This is a genomic window from Azospirillum sp. B21, assembly GCF_008364825.1.
Classification (GTDB): domain Bacteria; phylum Pseudomonadota; class Alphaproteobacteria; order Azospirillales; family Azospirillaceae; genus Azospirillum.
The window spans coordinates 105,686-122,328 of record NZ_VTTO01000009.1; the positions used below are offsets into that span (position 1 = coordinate 105,686).

Here is a 16,643-nt window from a genome sequence, read left to right on the forward strand (position 1 = left end):
GGAGAGAATTTCCGGCAGAAACTCAAGGGATTTCTCATCGGATTTGCGGCATATTACCCGTTATGGTATGTACTGACTTTCTACATACACGCGCAATGAACGGGTGACTCCGGTTCGACCGGGAGCGGAGCCCGAAGGATCGGACGACGAACGATGAGAGCAGCGACTATCCCCCTGCGCATGGCCGGCGGCCGTGCCGCGTCTTTCCTGGTTGCGGCGTTCGCGACCCTGATGTGGCTTGCGGGCTCCCCCGCGGCGGTGCTGGCGGCCTATCCCGAGAAACCGATCACCATGATCGTCGCCTATGGCGCCGGCGGCTCCACCGACGTCACGGCGCGGATGCTGGCGCCCTATATCGAGCGCTATCTGGGCAGCGGGCGCATCGTCGTCCTGAACCGGCCGGGGGCCGGCGGCGAGATCGGCTTCGCCGCCATCGCCGATGCGGCGCCGGACGGTTACACGATCGGCTTCATCAACACGCCCAACCTGATCACCATCCCGATCGAACGGCAGGCGCGCTATGGGCTGGACCGGCTGGACCCGCTGGTGAACATCGTCGACGATCCAGGCGTGATGACCGTCCGCGCCGACAGCCCGTTCCGGTCGGTCGCCGACGTGGTGGAATTCGCGAAAGGGAATCCGGGCGCACTCACCGTCGGCTCCACCGGCATCGGCTCCGACGACCATCTCGCCATGCTGTTGCTGGAACGGCAGGCCGGGGTGAAGCTGACCCATGTACCGTTCGCCGGCAGCGCCGAGAACTATCGGGCGATGCTGGGATCCCACACCAGGATCTGCGACCAGAATCTGGGCGAGGGGCTGCGCGGGGTTGCCGGCGGCGATCCCGTACGCATGCTGGGAGTGATGAGCCGGGCGCGCTGGGACATGGCGCCGGACCTGCCGACCTTCCGCGAACAGGGCTATGCCATCGACATGGTGTCCATGCGCGGCATCGGCGCCCCAAAGGGTCTGCCGCCGGACATCCGCCGCACCCTGATCGAGGCGATCACCAAGGCGGCGATGGATCCGGAATTCCAGGCCAAGGCACGCGAGACCTTCCAGCCGCTCCGCATCGTCGGCGCGGACGCCTTCGCCGCCGAGCTGAAGCAGTTGGACGGCGAGTTCCGCACCCTTTGGACGGAGATGCCCTGGAAGTGATGCCTGAGAAATAACGGCCGCTTGCGAAACGACCTTATCCGTTACGGTGAGGTTCCGGTGACGTAACGGATTGGGTCGATCGTTCCGGCTTCCGAAAAGCCCTTCAACCGCAACAAGCAGCTGTCGCAGGCGCCGCAGGACAGTCCCTCCGGCGTCGGATCGTAGCAGGAATGGGTGAGGCTGTAGTCCACCCCAAGCTCCAACCCGCGGCGGACGATCGCAGCCTTGTCCAGCGCCATCAGCGGCGCGTGGATCTTGAATCGGCTCGCCCCCTCCACCCCGGCCTTGGTGGCCAGATTGGCCAGGGTTTCGAAGGCCGCGATGTATTCCGGGCGGCAGTCGGGATAGCCGGAATAATCAAGCGCGTTGACGCCGATGAACAGGTCGGACGCCCCCAGCGTTTCCGCCCAGGCCAGCGCGAAGGACAGGAAAACGGTGTTGCGCGCCGGCACATAGGTGACGGGAATGCCCTGCCCCAGATCGGCCTCCAGGTCTGCGGCGCTGCCGTGCTTGGGCACGTCGATGCTGTCGGTCAGCGCCGAGCCGCCGAAGGCGCGCAGATCGATGTCGGCGATCACATGCCGCTCCACCCCGATTGCCGCGACCACGCGCCGTGCCGCCTCCAGCTCCACCGAATGGCGCTGGCCGTAACGGAAGCTCAGGGCGTTGACGCGATAGCCTTCCGCCTTGGCGATGGCAAGCACCGTCGTCGAATCGAGACCGCCGCTGACCAGCACCACGGCGTCCTTCGGCACACCCACCGTCTTGTCCAGACCCGCCATCGCACACCCACCTCTGCAAAGCCGCCCGCCATCACGGGCAAGGATGGCGACAGCTTTTGGCACATCCCGGCGTATCGGGCCAGAACGGGTGTCACGGCGATCAGGTCATGATGGCCAACATTTCCTCGATGGTCATGACGCGCGAAGGCGGCAGGCGGATGGTTGCGGTGCAGCCCCGACCGGGTGCGCTGTTCAGCGTCAGGGTGCCGCCATGCGCCTCCACCAGACGAAGGGCGAGCGGCAGGCCAAGGCCGATTCCCTCGTACCGGCGGGTGGCGGTCTGGTCGATCTGGGCGAAGGGGGTCAGGGCGGTCGCGATGTCGTCCGCTTGCATTCCGATTCCGCGGTCACGCACCGCCAGTTCCACCCAGCCGTCTGTGGCAGGCGCCATGGTCAGCGTGACCACACCCTGCGGATGGCTGAACTTGATGGCGTTGGACAGCAGGTTTCCCAACGCCTGGCGCAGACGACGCCGATCGCCCCGCATCGGCGGCAGATCGCCCTCGGTGGCCACCTCCACCGTCACGGCCTGGCGGGCGGCCTGAAACTCCAGGTCGGCAACCAGCTGGGCGGCGAGCGCCGGCAGGTCGATCGGCTCCTCTGCCAGCGACAGCCCGCCCGCCTCGACCCGCGCCATGTCGAGGATATCGTCGATGATGGACAGCAGTTGCTCGCCGGCCTGCCTGATGGCGACGACGCAGTCGCGCTGTTGCGCCTGACCGCCCACCGACGGCACGTCCGCCCGCGCTTCCAGCAGTTGGGAGAAGCCGATCACCGCGTTCAGCGGGGTGCGCAGTTCATGGTTCATGGTGGCGATGAAGGTCGATTTGGCGCGGTCGGCCGCCTCGGCCGCCTCCTTGGCGGCCAGCAGTTCGGCTTCCGCCCGGCGCCGTTCGGTCACATCGCGCAGGATGGCGGTATAGATCCGGCGTCCCTCCACTTCGCTGGCGCTGACCGACAGTTCCACCGAAAACTGGGTTCCGTCGGCGCGTTCCGCCTCGGCGGCGCGGTCGCGGGCGACCAGGGCCGTTGTCTGGCCCGGCGCGAATTCCAGCCGGACGCCGCCCTCCTCCCGCAGATGGGCCAGCGGGATCAGGCGGTCGAGTTGCCGCCACAGCAGGTCCCCGGCCGGAACACCGAACATCGCCTCCGCCGCGCGGTTGAAGCCGAGCAGAATGCCGGCCTCATCCACGGTGAGGATGGCTTCGGCGACCGTGTCGAGGATCGCCTCGTTGCGCGCTTCGGACAGGCGCAGGGCGTTGGCGGTGTGCAGATATTCGCTGACATCGGTGATGGTGGCGATGGTCCCGCCATCCTCCATCAGGATGCGCTGACACAGCACCCGGCGGTCGGAGCCCTCCCCCTCCGGATCGTGGAAGCGGAAATCGGTCGGCTGCGGATCCCGGCCCGGCTCGCTCCGCCACTCCGCGGCAACCCGCGCCCGGTCGTCGGGATGGACTGCGCCGAGCCAGCCGTCGCCGAGCAGCCGATCGGTGTCTAGCCCGGTGATGGCGGAAAGGCGGGCATTGGCGAACAGAACCTGACCGGCCGCGTCGGCCTGAAGGATGCCGACCGGCGCCGCTTCCGCCAGTGTGCGATAACGCGCCTCGCTGGCGCGCAGCCGCTCCGACAGGGCGATGGTGTCGCTGACGTCGCGGATGGTCAGGACCAGCCCACCGATTTCCGGATCAGCCAGTTCGTTGCGAGCGGTCACCTCCAGCCAGTGCCAGCCACCATCGGCATGGCGGAAGCGGAAGATCGAGCAGCCGCTGCTGCCGGTCGGAGCGGCGGCCCGGATCCGAAGCCGCTGCTGCGCCTCCTGCAGATCCTCGGGATGGATGTGCCGGTCCAGCGTGGCGCCGGTGAGCGCCTGGAGAGGGTAACCCAGCACCTCCGCCGCCGCCTGACCGATCTGGAGAATGCGACCGTCCATGGACAGCACCGCGACCGCTCCGTTCGACATACGGCATGGGGCGCCGACCGACCGTTCGCCTGCCTGCAAAATGGCACCTCTGAACCGGCAATGACTGATTGAGCCGGATTGCCGCCCCTCACGATTCGGGGCGGCAATCCTATCCTGCCGGTCAGAGTAGGCAATCGACCATTAACGGGCGATGTCAGGAAAAATCGGGACTGACCCTGATGATTTCGTCGCTGATACCGTCACCCCCGCCGCAAGGACAGGAAAGAGGTCAATGCGTCCAGCACGGCGTCCGGCGCTTCGGTCATCACCATATGTCCGGTCTGGGGAAGGACGACGACCTGCGAAGACTTCACGCGCGCAGCCAATGCGCGCCCTGCTTTGGCCGGAGTCATCTTGTCCAGCGCACCCAGCAGGAACAGGGCGGGACAGGCGACCGACGCCGCGGCATCAGCCCCCTGCCCGTATTCATTGCAGGCGGCGAGGTCGACCCCCAGCACCCCCGGCCGGACCGATGCCATCAGCCGGCGCCCGCCGGGGATCAGCGCGAGCCCCGGCGTCGGGCAGCTGCCACCCTGGGCGCCGCCATGACCGCGCGGCCCATGGCCCCAGCCGATCACCATCTCGATGGCCGATTGCTCGCCGGCATGGGCGGCGGCCAGCAGGTCCGGATGCACCGGCATGCGTTCCGCCACGCCCAGCAGCGCCACCGCCTCCACCCGCGTGCCATGGCGGGCCGCAGCGTCCAGCGCCACCAGCGCGCCCATGGAATGGCCGATCAGCGCCGCCCGCTCCAACCCGGCGGCATCCAGCAGCGCGATCACCCAGTCGGCGATGGCGGCGATGCTGTCCAGCGGCTCTCCGCCGGAACGGCCGTGGCCCGGCAGATCGACCGCCAGCACCGAACGGCCATGATGGGCGAGATAGCGGCTTTGCAGGCTCCAAACGCTGTGGTCCATGCCGGCGCCGTGGATCAGCACGATTGCTGGACGGGCGGCGGGACGGGCGGAATCGATCTCCCGGCCGCCGGTGTGGACGAAGACGGGGGTTCCGTTGACGGTCAGCTGCATGGCGCGGCCCTCAGCCTTTGGTGGCGGCGCGCAGCGCCTGCTTCAGGTCGTCGATCAGGTCTTCGCAATCCTCCAGCCCGATGGACAGGCGGATCATGTCCTCCCCCACCCCGGCGGCGGCGAGCGCCTCCGCATCCAACTGGGCGTGGGTGGTGCTGGCGGGATGGATCACCAGCGACTTGGCGTCGCCGACATTGGCGAGGTGCGAGAACAGGGTCAGCGACTCGATGAAGCGGCGCCCGGCCCCGCGGCTGCCACCCTCCCCGCCGCCTTGCCCGCTGGCGCGGATGCCGAAGGAGATGATGGAGCCGGCGCCGTGCGGCAACAGCCGGGAGGCCAGCGCATGGTCGGGATGGTCCACCAGCTCCGGGTAGGAGACCCAGGCGACCGCACCCTTCTCGGCATTCAGCTCCCCTTCCAGGAAGCAGACGACCTTGCGAGCGTTGTGGATGTGGCACTTCATCCGCAACGGCAGCGTTTCCACCCCCTGCAGGATCTGGAAGGCGTTCATCGGGCTCATGCAGGCGCCGAAATCGCGCAGGCCTTCGGCACGGGCGCGGGCGATGAAGGCCGCCGGGCCGTATTCCTCGGCGAAATCGATGCCGTGATAGCCGGCATAGGGCTCGGTCAGGGTCGGGAACTTGCCCGAGGCTTCCCAATCGAACCGACCGCCGTCGATCACCACGCCGCCGATGGCGGTGCCGTGGCCGCTCAGCCATTTGGTGCAGGAATGCATGACGATGTCGGCGCCATGCTCGAACGGACGGCAGAGATAGGGGGTGGTGAAGGTCGCGTCGATCATCAGCGGGATGCCCGCCTCGTGCGCGATGGCCGCGACCTTCGGCACGTCCAGCACCTCCAGCCCCGGATTGCCCAGCACCTCGCCGAAGACCAGCCGGGTCTCCGGCCGGATCGCCGCACGGATGCCGTCGAGGTCGCGCGGATGGACGAAGGTGGTGGTGATGCCGAAGCGCGGCAGCGTGTAGGCCAGCAGGTTGCGGCTGCCGCCATAGATGGAGGATGAGGCGACGATGTGCCCGCCCGCCCCCATCAGCGTCATGATCGCCAGCGTCATGGCGGCCTGCCCGCTGGCGGTGCAGACCGCACCCACCCCGCCTTCCAGCGTCGCCAGCCGCTCTTCCAGAACCGCGACGGTGGGGTTGGAGATGCGCGAATAGATGTGGCCCGGCCGTTCAAGGTTGAACAGGGCCGCCGCCTGATCGACGTCGCTGAAGACGTAGGAGGAGGTCAGGTGGATCGGAACCGCCCGCGCCCCGGTCGCCGGATCGGGCCGCTGCCCCGCATGCAGGCTTTGCGTATCGAACTTCAGGAACTTGGCGCCCGCCATGCTCCTCCCTCCCCTTGGATTGGAAAGAGGGCCGCCTTTGGTCGAGCGGCCCTCTCTGCTTGTCAGCTTTTTATTTGCCAGCCCTGTTCAACCCGCATTCCAGCGGCATCGACGGCGCGGAAGCGTATGGAGACATGACGCGCGCGTCAAGGCGGTTGGCAAAGCGGAGTGTCGGAAGAGGTTTTCCGGGACCAGGAAGGGAATGCGTCGCCAGCAAGATTGACACGGATTTCACGGATTGAAACACGGATTTCACGGATGTGCCGTCGCAAAGCGGCAGCTTCCTGAAGAGGCGGCGACATCGCCAAGCTCAGAAAAATCCCTAAAATCCGTGTTCACCTTACCCACACCGGCACAACGCTCCTTGATGGCGAACCCCTTTACGGCGCCACCCCCACCATCGTCTCCTCCACCAGCCAGTCAACCACCCGGCGCAGCGCCTCGTCCTCGCCGGCACCGTCGGCGAGCGCCTCCTGGTAGATCGCGATCTGGCGGTGGGCACTGGTGCCGCGGGCCACGATCTCGCGCGCCCGCTCGACCTCGGCGGTGCAGCCGAAATGCAGGGCATCCTCGCGGGTCAGATCGATGATCTCGTCCAGCAGGTCGGCATAGGGCACAATGCGGCCCTGGCCGAAATCGACCAGCCCGCTGTCCAGGCCATAACGCTGGGCACGCCAGCGGTTCTCCTCGATCAGCAGGTTCTTGTAGGGCCTCCAGGTGACGTTGCGCAGCTTCAGACGCCACAGCATGCGCAGCAGGCAGCGGTAGAGCGCCGCCACCGTGACCGCATCGTCCAGCCGGGTGCAGATGTCAGTGATGCGCATCTCCAGCGTGGGAAACCGCGAGGACGGCCGGATGTCCCACCACAGCTTGCTGGCATCCTCGATCACCCCGGCATTCACCAGCACCGCCACATGGCTCTGATACTCGCCGAAGCTCTGGAAACCGTCGGGCATGCCTGTGCGCGGCAGCTCGTGCCACACGCTCAGCCGGTAGGACCGGCGCTCCATGTCGCGCCCGCGCCAGAAGGGCGAGGAGGTCGACAGCGCCAGCAGATGCGGCAGGAAGTAGCGGACCTGATTCATCAGGTCGATGCGCAGGTCGTCGTCCTCGATCCCGATATGGACATGCATGCCGCAGATCATCAGCCGCCGGGCTGGCGCACCCAGATCCCGCGCCAGCATATTGTAGCGGTCGCGGTTGGTGTGCTTCTGCGGCTCCCACGCGGCAAAGGGATGGGTGGAAGCGGCGATCGGCGCCAGCCCATAGCGGTCGGCCACCCCGGCCACCGTGGCGCGCAAGGCCGCCAGTTCGGCGCGCGCCTCGGCCAGCGTCTTGCAGACCGGTGTGCCGACCTCGATCTGGCAGCGCAGGAATTCCGGATGGATGCGGCCGGGTGCCTGCTCCTGACAGGCCTCCAGCATCTCGTCCGGCGGGCTCTGCACGATGTCGCGCGTTCCGCGGTCCACCAGCAGATATTCTTCTTCCAGGCCCATGGTGAAGGACGGTTCGGTCACGGCGGCTTCCATCTCGTGTTCAGGCCCGCGGATAATGGTGGATGGTGGCCAGCGACGGCAGGTCCAGCAGCGGCTCCAGCACATCGCCGATCACCTGAGCCCACAGATCGGCACCTTCCGGCGTCGCGATCAAATCCTGCCGCACCTCCAGCAGGACGTTGGGATAGCCGGCCGGCGTCGCGTGGGTCTCCACCGTGCCGCCCAGCGTGCCGCGGCCGGAATAGGGCTGGTTGTCGCCGACGCACCAGCGCCCATCGGCCTTCAGCGCCTCGATCAGCGGCACCGGCAGGCGCGGGTCGTTGTCCCACAGCACGCCGATGTGCCAGGGCCGCGCCACCCCGCGCATGGCGGGGGTGAAGCTGTGGACCGACACCACCACCGGAACCTGCCCGCGCCCGCGGATGTCCGACAGCGCCGCCGCCACCGCCGCATGGTAGGGATGGAACAGCGCCTCCACCCGCCGGGCCTGCTCGTCGGCATCCAGGGCGCGGTTGCCGGGGATCACCACATCGTCGCTGACCACCGGGATCGCGGTCGGATCCTCCAACGCCCGGTTCGGGTCGATCACCAGCCGAGAGAATCCGGACAGCACCGCCGTGGCGCCGAACCTCGCAGCCAGCCGCCGCGTCACCTCCGCCGCACCGATGTCATAGGCGATGTGGCGGCAGAGCTGCTCCTCCGGCAGGCCGAGGTCGCCCATCGCCTTGGGAATCGCACGCGATGCATGGTCGCACACCAGCAGCAGCGGCCCGCCCGCATCCGGGTTCAGCGTGGTCGCCGGCGGCGGATCACCGGGACCCAGCAGCGGGGCGGCGAGTCGCGGCGCAGGTGCAGGCGCGGTGACCGGCTGCCGGTGTTCGGGCGGCCCGGCCTGGGATTGGCCGGAATGGCGGGGGGAGTCTTGAGGGGTGGAGACAACCATACGCCACACTAACGCAACCACCACGCCGGGCGGAAGCGCGGCCGATGGTGGTAGCCCGATCGGCAAGCTGTTACGGTGTCCTTCCCTTTCCGCGCGAACCCACCCGGAAGACATCCCGCATGCTTCGCCTGCTCACCCTCTGCCTTGCCGTGATGGCGCTGCTCAGCGCCTGCGGTCCCGTCTATGAGACTCAGTACAGCCTGATCCCGCCCAATTCGGCGGAGGGGCGGCTGTGCGTCAACCAGTGCCAGCAGAACCGCAATTTCTGCCGCCAGAACTGCGGCCTGAACCAGCAGGCCTGCGTGAACGAGGCACGGTCGCGGGCGCTTTACGAGTATCAGTCCTACGTCAACCGGCAGCAGGCGGAAAAGAAGCCGATCAAGAAATCGGTCAGCGACTTCGACCGCTCCTACTCCTGCGGCAACAGCAGCTGTGAAGCGCGGTGCGAGGCCGACTATCGCGACTGTTTCGGCGGCAGCTGCGGCGGTCAGGTGATCGCCCGGACGGTGTGCACCGCCTTCTGCGACCAGGAGAAGCCCGCGCCGGTCCCCGCAGCCGCGCCGAGGCTGAGCCCGATGACGCCGGGCGCGGCCCAATCTCCGGTCCAGTCCCCGGCGATGTCCAACAACTCCGGTGGCTACCCGGCCGGCGCCTCGCTGTGCCAGCCCGGCATGCGGGTGGAGGTGGAATGGAAGGGCGAGTGGTATCCCGCGACGGTGAAGGACAAGCCGCGCAAGGATGGACGTTGCCCGATCCACTATGACGATTTCGGATCGGAAGACGACGAGTCGGTGTCGCTGCGCCGCATCCGCCCGCGCTGACGCACCGGATCGAGGCACTGGATCGACGCAGTGGGCAGACACGCTCGGCCAACACCGTAAAAGCGAAACCCGGGCGCGCACGGCAGCCATGACGCGCGTCCCGCTGGCCTGCCAAATCATCGGCGGATATAAGCGATCCCATGCCAGACGCCACTGCCATCCCCATCGACCATGCATCCCGGACGCAACGCGTCGCCCTGATCGCCTTGCTGCTGGGCGCCCTCGGCATCGCCTTCGCCCCGATCTTCGTCCGCCTGTCCGATGTCGGGCCGGTTGCCACCGGCTTCTGGCGCATGGCCCTGGCGACCCCGGTGCTGGCCCTGTGGATGGTAGGCGAGTCGCGACAGCCCACCGGCCGAGCCAGCCGGCGCCCCTCCTCGCTCGCCGATTACGGCCGGCTGTCCCTGGCCGGCCTCTGCTTTGCCGGCGACCTTGCGGTCTGGCACACCTCCATCCGCTACACCTCCGTCGCCAACGCCACGCTGCTGGCCAACTTCGCGCCGCTGTTCGTCGCGCCGGCCGCCTGGTTCCTGTTCAAGGAGCGGATCACCGGCCGCTTCGTTCTGGGCATGCTGCTGGCGCTTGGCGGCGCGGTCGTGCTGATGGGTCAGAGCTTCCAACTGAGCGCCGACCATCTGTTCGGCGACGCATTGGGCCTTTTGACCGCCGTCTTCTATGCCGGCTACATCCTGTCGGTCGGGCACCTGCGCGCCGAATTCTCCACCGCCACCATCATGACGTGGAGTGGCGTCATCACCGCGGCCGTGCTTCTGCCGCTCGGCCTCTATGACGGCGAGGCGATGCTGCCGGCGACGGCTGCTGGATGGCTGGTGTTGGCCGGGCTGGCGCTGTTCAGCCATGCCGGCGGGCAGAGCCTGATCGCCTACGCCCTGGCCCATCTGCCGGCCTCCTTCTCGTCCGTCAGCCTGCTCCTGCAGCCGGCCGCCGCCGCGATCCTGGCCTGGGTGCTGCTGAACGAACCTCTGGGGACGCTGCAGGCGGTGGGCGCCGCCGTGATCCTGATGGGCATCCTGATGGCCCGGCGCGGAAGCCGCTGATATCAGGCCGGGCTGTCCAATCGGTCAACCGGCCAGCCATGTCTTTTCATCCCGCGGGCAAGGCGCCGCAGGCGGGCTGTCGACCATTGACCAGGCCCGCCGAGACGGCTACCGGTATTACCAACTGCCAATAAACCGCTTTCCGACCGAAGGGAAACCACCCGTGCCCGGCACAGACGACAGCGCTCACGTCCCCTCCTCCTCGCAGCGCATTTCGGAGTGGGTGGCTCAACAGCTTCTCGACCGCATCGCGCGCGGCGAGTTGGTGCCGGGGGAGCGTCTGCCGGGCGAGCGCCAACTCGCCGAACAGCTGCATGTCAGTCGCGTGTCGGTCCGGGCGGCCTTGCAGAAGCTTAAGACCCAGGGATTTCTGACCGCCGTCCAGGGCGGCGGCACCCGCGTGGTGTCGTCGGCCGGGGTGATGGACGGCGCATTGACCACTATGGTGCGCAGCACCCATCAGAACCTGTGCGACCTCGTCGAGATCCGCATGGCGTTGGAAGGCTGGGCAGCCCGCCGTGCCGCCGAACGGGCGACGCAGGAACAGATCGACACCATCGGCCGCATCCTGCAGGCGATGAGCGAGACCAACCGGGATGGCGGCCGCGCGGCGGATGACATGGACTTCCACGTCGCCGTCGCCCAGGCGTCCGGCAGCCCGGTCTATCTCCACCTGCTTTCCACCATCCGCGACATCCTCGGCAACATGGTCGAGATGAAGCACACCGAGCCCTTCATGGAGAACCACGAGGCGCTGATGATCGAACATCACCGCGCCATCCATCAGGCCATCGCCCGCCGCGACCCCGATGCCGCCGCCAATGCCGTTACCGCCCATCTCGGCTGGATCCTGGCCCGCTACCGCACCATGACCGAAGAGCCGACGACCCCGGCGGCGCCGCAGGCCGATGCCCCGCCCTCCCCCGCCACGCCCACCGCCTGACGCGGCCGCTCCGCCGACCAGTACCAAAGAACGACAAAGGCCGCAGCCTCCCACCGGAGACTGCGGCCTTTGTCATCGGACCCGATGCGACCCTCAGCTTGCGAGGACCGCCTCGATCTCCTTCGTCACCTCATCGATGTCGGCCATGCCGTCCACCGCCTTCAACACGCCGCGTCCCTGGTAATAGGGCAGGATCGGCGCGGTCTGCTGGTGGTACTGGGCGAGACGGGTCGTCACCGTCTCCGCATTGTCGTCGGCGCGCCGCTTGAACTCGGTGCTGCCGCAGACATCGCAGACGCCCTCGACCTTCGGCTTCTCGAAGCTGTCGTGATAGCCCTTGCCGCATTTGGCGCACGTGTAGCGACCGGTGATGCGCTCCACCAGGACATCGTCGACGACCCGCATCTCAATCACATGATCGAGCTTCAGGCCCTTCTCCTCCAGCATCTTGTCCAGCGCCTCGGCCTGGGCCACGGTGCGCGGGAAGCCATCGAGAATGAAGCCGTTCTTGACGTCGGGCTTGGAAATGCGTTCGGCGATCATGCTGACCATCAGCTCGTCCGGCATCAGCTTGCCGGCGGCCATGATCTCCTTCGCCTGCTGCCCGAGCGGCCCACCTTCCGCCACTATGGCGCGGAGCATGTCGCCCGTGGACAACTGCACCAAGCCACGCGTGTCTTCCAGACGGCGCGCCTGGGTCCCCTTCCCGGCGCCCGGCGGACCGAGCAGTATGAGGTTCATTACTTTCTCCCCCGAAGCTTCGATTTCTTGATCAATCCCTCATACTGGTGAGCCAGCAGATGGGAATGAATCTGCGCAACCGTGTCCATCGTGACGGTGACCACGATCAGCAGGCTGGTGCCGCCAAAATAAAACGGAACCGAGTGCTGGGATATCAGGATTTCGGGGAGGAGACAAACCGCCACAAGGTAGGCGGAGCCGATGACCGTCAGCCGGCTAAGCACATAGTCGATATGGTCGGCGGTGTTCTTGCCCGGACGGATGCCCGGGATGAAGCCGCCATACTTCCGCAGATTCTCGGCCGTTTCCGCCGGATTGAAGACGATGGCCGTGTAGAAGAAGCAGAAGAACACGATCAGCGAGGCGTAGAGCAGCATGTAGAGCGGCGTGCCGTGCGCCAGATAGCGCGACACCGCCTGCAGCCACTCGGGCCCCTCGCCGCCGGCGAAGCCGACTGCGGTCAGCGGCAGCAGCAGCAGCGACGACGCGAAGATCGGCGGGATGACACCGGCCGTGTTCATCTTCAGCGGTAGGTGCGACGCTTCGCCACCGAACACGCGGTTGCCGACCTGGCGCTTGGGATACTGCACCAACAGGCGACGCTGGGCGCGTTCCATGAAGACGATGAAGAACACCACGCCGACCGACATCACCAGCATCAGGATGATGAACAGGGTGGACAAGGCGCCCTGGCGGCCGAGTTCCAGCGTGTTGACCAGCGCGCGCGGCAGTTCCGCGACGATGCCGGCGAAGATGATGAGCGAAATACCGTTGCCGATGCCGCGGGCGGTGATCTGCTCGCCCAGCCACATCAGGAACATGGTGCCGCCAACCAGCGTGATGACCGTTGCGACGCGGAAGAACAGTCCTGGATCGATGACCGCCGCCCCGCTGGAGCCGCGCATCGCCTCAAGACCGACCGCCAGGCCATAGGCCTGCACCGTGGCGAGCGCCACCGTACCGAATCGGGTGTACTGGTTCAGCTTCTTGCGCCCGGCCTCGCCTTCCTTCTTCATGGCCTCCATCTGCGGCGACACGGCGGTCAGCAACTGCACGATGATGGACGCCGAGATGTACGGCATGATGTTGAGCGCGAAGATGGTCATGCGGCTCAGCGCGCCGCCGGCCAGCATGTCGAACATGCCGAGGATGCCGCCGCCCTGCTGCTTGAAGACGTCGCTGAGAATCGTCGGGTCGATGCCCGGCAGAGGGATGTAGGTGCCCAGCCGGTAGACGATCAGGGCCGCCAAGGTGAACCAAATCCGCTTTTTCAGCTCGGTCGCCTTGGAGAAAGCCCCGAAATTGATGTTGGCGGCAAGCTGCTCGGCCGCTGATGCCATGGTCCAATCCCTGTCCCGTAAGCGCGAACGGGGCGGCACTGCATGACGCAGGCCGCCCCTCGCGACTTCGCTTTTTGTAGTGCCACGAAAGCCCGTGCGCAAGCACGGGCTTCACGCGGAACCTTACTCGGCGGCTTCGGCGGTGGGCGCGGTCAGCGTGACGCTGCCACCCGCCTTTTCGACGGCCTCAATCGCCGACTTGGACGCGCCGGCCACCGTGAAGGAAACCTTCGCGGTCAGCTCGCCCTTGCCCAGCAGACGGACGCCGTCCTTCTTCACCTTGCCGGTGACGCCGGCAGCGTTGAGCGCCGCGGCATCGATGGTCTCGGAAGCATTCAGCTTGCCCAGGTCGATGGCCTTCTGGACCATGCCCAGGTTAACCACCGAATATTCCTTGGCGAAGATGTTCCGGAAACCGCGCTTCGGCAGGCGGCGGTGCAGAGGCATCTGCCCGCCTTCGAAGCCGTTGATCGCCACGCCGGTGCGCGAGGTCTGACCCTTCACGCCGCGGCCAGCGGTCTTGCCCTTGCCGGAACCGATACCGCGGCCGACGCGCATGCGCGCCTTGCGGGCACCGGCGTTGTCACGCAGGTCGTTAAGCTTGGTCATGATCTCAGCCCTCGTTCTCGACGCGGACCAGGTGCGCGACCTTGGCGATCATGCCCCGCACGGCCGGAGTGTCCTCCAGCTCGCGGGTCCGGTGCAGCTTGTTGAGACCCAGACCGACCAGCGTCTCGCGCTGGTCGTGCTTGCGGCCGATCGGGCTACCGATCTGGGTCACGACGACGGTCTTCTTCTCCGCCATGATCAGGCCTCCTGTCCGGCGCCGGCCTCGCGACGGCCGAGGATGTCGCTCACGCGACGACCGCGACGCGCCGCGACGGAACGCGGGCTGGTGACCTGGGTCAGGGCGTCGAAGGTCGCCTTGATCATGTTGTGCGGGTTCGACGTGCCGATCGACTTGGTCACGACGTCAGCGACGCCGAGAGCCTCGAAGATCGCGCGCATCGGACCACCGGCGATGATGCCAGTACCGGCCGGAGCCGCCCGCAGCACGACCTTGCCGGCACCGAAGTGACCGTTGGTGTCGTGATGCAGCGTACGGCCCTCGCGCAGCGGAACACGGATCATGCCGCGCTTGGCCTGATCGGTCGCCTTGCGGATCGCTTCCGGCACTTCACGGGCCTTGCCCGAACCGACGCCGACGCGGCCCTTGCCGTCGCCAACGACGACCAGAGCGGCGAAGCCGAAGCGACGACCACCCTTGACCACCTTGGCGACGCGGTTGATACCGACGAGCTTTTCGATCAGCTCGCTTTCTTCCCGCTCGCGCGGCTGCCGGTCGCGGTTATCCCGCTCCCCACGTTCACGTGCCATATCCGGGCCTCCTTAGAACGACAGCCCGCCCTCGCGGGCGGCGTCGGCCAGGGCCTTGACCCGGCCATGGTAAATATACCCACCGCGATCGAAGACGACCTCGGTAATCCCAGCGGCCTTGGCGCGCTCGGCGATCAGCTCGCCGATGCGCTTGGCAGCATCGACGTTGCCGCCGTGCTTGAGCTGCTCGCGCAGCTCCTTCTCGAGCGACGAGGCGGACGCGAGCGTCTTGCCGTTTTCGTCGTCGATGATCTGGGCGTAGATGTGCAGATTCGACCGGAAGACCGAGAGGCGAACGCGCCCGCCGGCCTTCTTGGCAATCTGCGCGCGCACGCGCTGCTTGCGGCGCTCGTGGAGTTGCTTTGGCTTCAGCATGGCGGTTACTTCTTCTTACCTTCCTTGCGCAGGACGGTTTCGGTCTCGTACTTGATGCCCTTGCCCTTGTAGGGCTCCGGCTTCTTCCAGCCGCGGATCTCGGCAGCCACCTGGCCGACCTTGTGCTTGTCGTAGCCGCTGACCGAAATGGCCGTCGGCTTGTCGCACTTGATCGTGATGCCTTCCGGAATCGGGTACTTCACGTCGTGCGAGAAGCCGAGCTGCATGACCAGCTCCTTGCCCTGCACGGCCGCGCGGTAACCGACGCCGTTGATCTCGAGGTTGATCGTGTAGCCCTGGCTGACACCGGTGACCATGTTGTTGATCAGGGTGCGCGAGGTCGCCCACATGACGCGGGCGCGCTTGCTGTCGTTTGCCGGCTTCACCACCACCTTGCCGTCTTCCAGCGAGGCGGTGATGTCGTCGATCAGGGTCAGGCTGAGTTGCCCCAGCTTGCCCTTGGCCGTCACCTGCTGACCGTCGACTTTCACGTCGACGCCAGCCGGGACCGGCACGGGATGCTTGCCAATGCGCGACATCTGCCAATCCCCCTTAGAACACGCGGCAGAGGACTTCACCGCCGACGTTGGCGGCGCGGGCCTCATTGTCCGACATCACACCGCGCGGGGTCGAAAGGATCGACAGACCAAGCCCGTTGTAGACACGGGGCAGGTCGGCGATCTTCGAGTAGACGCGACGGCCGGGCTTCGACACACGGGCGATCTGCTTAATGACAGGCTCGCCTTCGTGGTACTTCAGCTCGATCTTCAGGTTCTTGACGCCCGGACGCAGTTCTTCCTCGGACCAGCCGCGGATGAAGCCTTCACGCTTCAGAACTTCCAGGACGTTGACGCGCAGCTTAGACGCCGGGGAAACCACAACGGACATGCGGGCGTGCTGACCGTTGCGGATGCGGGTCAGCATATCGCCGAGCGGATCGCTCAAAGACATTCTCGGACCCTCCTTACCAGCTCGACTTCGTCATGCCCGGGATCTGGCCGGTAGAGGCCAGTTCGCGGAGCGTGACGCGGGACAGCTTGAACTTGCGATAGAACGCGCGCGGACGCCCGGTCATTTCGCAGCGGTTCCGGACGCGCACCTTCGAGGAGTTGCGCGGCAGTTCGGCCAGCTTGAGGCGGGCAGCGAATTGCTCTTCCGGCGGGAGGGTCTTGTCGTTCGCGATTGCCTTCAGGCGCGCACGCTTGTTCGCGTACTGCTTGGCCAGCTTGGCGCGACGCTTGTTCTTTTCGATGGCACTGGTCTTAGCCAT

At 66.7% G+C, this 16,643-nt stretch carries 19 protein-coding genes; 4 read left to right on the top strand and 15 right to left on the bottom strand.

Translation table 11 applies throughout. From position 1 onward, the window contains the following. The first annotated feature begins 153 nt into the window (after positions 1–153). Positions 154–1,158, top strand: a complete 1,005-nt coding sequence (locus tag FZ983_RS21105; protein ID WP_247883894.1) for a tripartite tricarboxylate transporter substrate binding protein — start codon at positions 154–156, stop codon at positions 1,156–1,158. A 41-nt stretch (positions 1,159–1,199) separates the two neighbouring features. Here the strand turns inward: FZ983_RS21105 and queC are convergent, their stop codons facing one another. The 6 genes from queC to FZ983_RS21135 form a co-directional block, all read right to left on the bottom strand. Next, the gene (queC, locus tag FZ983_RS21110) at positions 1,200–1,940 is read right to left on the bottom strand and encodes a 7-cyano-7-deazaguanine synthase QueC (RefSeq protein WP_149225486.1); all 741 of its coding nucleotides are present in this window, start codon (positions 1,938–1,940) and stop codon (positions 1,200–1,202) included. Positions 1,941–2,040: 100 nt separating this feature from the next. Then, the gene (locus FZ983_RS21115) at positions 2,041–3,873 is read right to left on the bottom strand and encodes a PAS domain S-box protein (RefSeq protein ID WP_247883895.1); all 1,833 of its coding nucleotides are present in this window, start codon (positions 3,871–3,873) and stop codon (positions 2,041–2,043) included. 230 nt (positions 3,874–4,103) lie between these two features. Next, positions 4,104–4,931 carry an alpha/beta hydrolase gene (locus tag FZ983_RS21120; RefSeq protein WP_149225488.1) on the bottom strand — a complete coding sequence of 276 codons (828 nt, stop codon included), beginning with the start codon at positions 4,929–4,931 and terminating at the stop codon, positions 4,104–4,106. A 10-nt stretch (positions 4,932–4,941) separates the two neighbouring features. Then, the gene (locus FZ983_RS21125; protein ID WP_149225489.1) at positions 4,942–6,279 is read right to left on the bottom strand and encodes an O-acetylhomoserine aminocarboxypropyltransferase; all 1,338 of its coding nucleotides are present in this window, start codon (positions 6,277–6,279) and stop codon (positions 4,942–4,944) included. A gap of 380 nt (positions 6,280–6,659) precedes the next feature. Continuing rightward, complete coding sequence (locus FZ983_RS21130; protein ID WP_188092440.1) at positions 6,660–7,796, bottom strand: carboxylate-amine ligase; 1,137 nt, start codon at positions 7,794–7,796, stop codon at positions 6,660–6,662. 19 nt (positions 7,797–7,815) lie between these two features. Further along, complete coding sequence (locus tag FZ983_RS21135) at positions 7,816–8,718, bottom strand: N-formylglutamate amidohydrolase (protein WP_149225491.1); 903 nt, start codon at positions 8,716–8,718, stop codon at positions 7,816–7,818. Positions 8,719–8,837: 119 nt separating this feature from the next. On the opposite strand from FZ983_RS21135, the gene FZ983_RS21140 reads away from it, so the two are divergent. From FZ983_RS21140 to FZ983_RS21150, 3 genes are all read left to right on the top strand, one after another. After that, positions 8,838–9,539 carry a hypothetical protein gene (locus FZ983_RS21140; protein ID WP_149225492.1) on the top strand — a complete coding sequence of 234 codons (702 nt, stop codon included), beginning with the start codon at positions 8,838–8,840 and terminating at the stop codon, positions 9,537–9,539. 140 nt (positions 9,540–9,679) lie between these two features. Further along, positions 9,680–10,597 carry a DMT family transporter gene (locus FZ983_RS21145; protein WP_149225493.1) on the top strand — a complete coding sequence of 306 codons (918 nt, stop codon included), beginning with the start codon at positions 9,680–9,682 and terminating at the stop codon, positions 10,595–10,597. A 163-nt stretch (positions 10,598–10,760) separates the two neighbouring features. Further along, positions 10,761–11,540, top strand: coding sequence for a FadR/GntR family transcriptional regulator (locus FZ983_RS21150; protein ID WP_149225494.1), 780 nt, complete (start codon positions 10,761–10,763; stop codon positions 11,538–11,540). Positions 11,541–11,633: 93 nt separating this feature from the next. Here FZ983_RS21150 and FZ983_RS21155 read toward each other — a convergent pair whose 3' ends face one another. The 9 genes from FZ983_RS21155 to rpsN form a co-directional block, all read right to left on the bottom strand. After that, on the bottom strand, positions 11,634–12,281 hold the full coding sequence (locus tag FZ983_RS21155; RefSeq protein WP_149225495.1) for an adenylate kinase: 648 nt from the start codon (positions 12,279–12,281) through the stop codon (positions 11,634–11,636). Continuing rightward, positions 12,281–13,621 (bottom strand): preprotein translocase subunit SecY, encoded by a 1,341-nt coding sequence (secY, locus tag FZ983_RS21160; RefSeq protein WP_014246905.1) that lies wholly within the window; start codon positions 13,619–13,621, stop codon positions 12,281–12,283. Before secY ends, FZ983_RS21155 begins: the two co-directional genes overlap by 1 nt. A gap of 123 nt (positions 13,622–13,744) precedes the next feature. Next, on the bottom strand, positions 13,745–14,230 hold the full coding sequence (gene rplO / locus FZ983_RS21165) for a 50S ribosomal protein L15 (protein WP_149225496.1): 486 nt from the start codon (positions 14,228–14,230) through the stop codon (positions 13,745–13,747). Positions 14,231–14,234: 4 nt separating this feature from the next. Then, complete coding sequence (gene rpmD, locus FZ983_RS21170) at positions 14,235–14,426, bottom strand: 50S ribosomal protein L30 (RefSeq protein ID WP_014246903.1); 192 nt, start codon at positions 14,424–14,426, stop codon at positions 14,235–14,237. Positions 14,427–14,428: 2 nt separating this feature from the next. After that, the gene (rpsE, locus tag FZ983_RS21175) at positions 14,429–14,998 is read right to left on the bottom strand and encodes a 30S ribosomal protein S5 (RefSeq protein ID WP_014246902.1); all 570 of its coding nucleotides are present in this window, start codon (positions 14,996–14,998) and stop codon (positions 14,429–14,431) included. Positions 14,999–15,010: 12 nt separating this feature from the next. Continuing rightward, positions 15,011–15,373, bottom strand: coding sequence for a 50S ribosomal protein L18 (rplR, locus tag FZ983_RS21180; RefSeq protein ID WP_014246901.1), 363 nt, complete (start codon positions 15,371–15,373; stop codon positions 15,011–15,013). 5 nt (positions 15,374–15,378) lie between these two features. After that, entirely contained in the window at positions 15,379–15,912 is a 534-nt protein-coding gene (rplF, locus tag FZ983_RS21185) for a 50S ribosomal protein L6 (RefSeq protein ID WP_149225497.1), read from the bottom strand. A gap of 13 nt (positions 15,913–15,925) precedes the next feature. After that, a complete protein-coding gene (gene rpsH / locus FZ983_RS21190; RefSeq protein WP_042694090.1) occupies positions 15,926–16,324 on the bottom strand; it encodes a 30S ribosomal protein S8 in 399 nt (132 codons plus the stop codon). 13 nt (positions 16,325–16,337) lie between these two features. Beyond that, complete coding sequence (gene rpsN / locus FZ983_RS21195) at positions 16,338–16,643, bottom strand: 30S ribosomal protein S14 (protein WP_149197556.1); 306 nt, start codon at positions 16,641–16,643, stop codon at positions 16,338–16,340.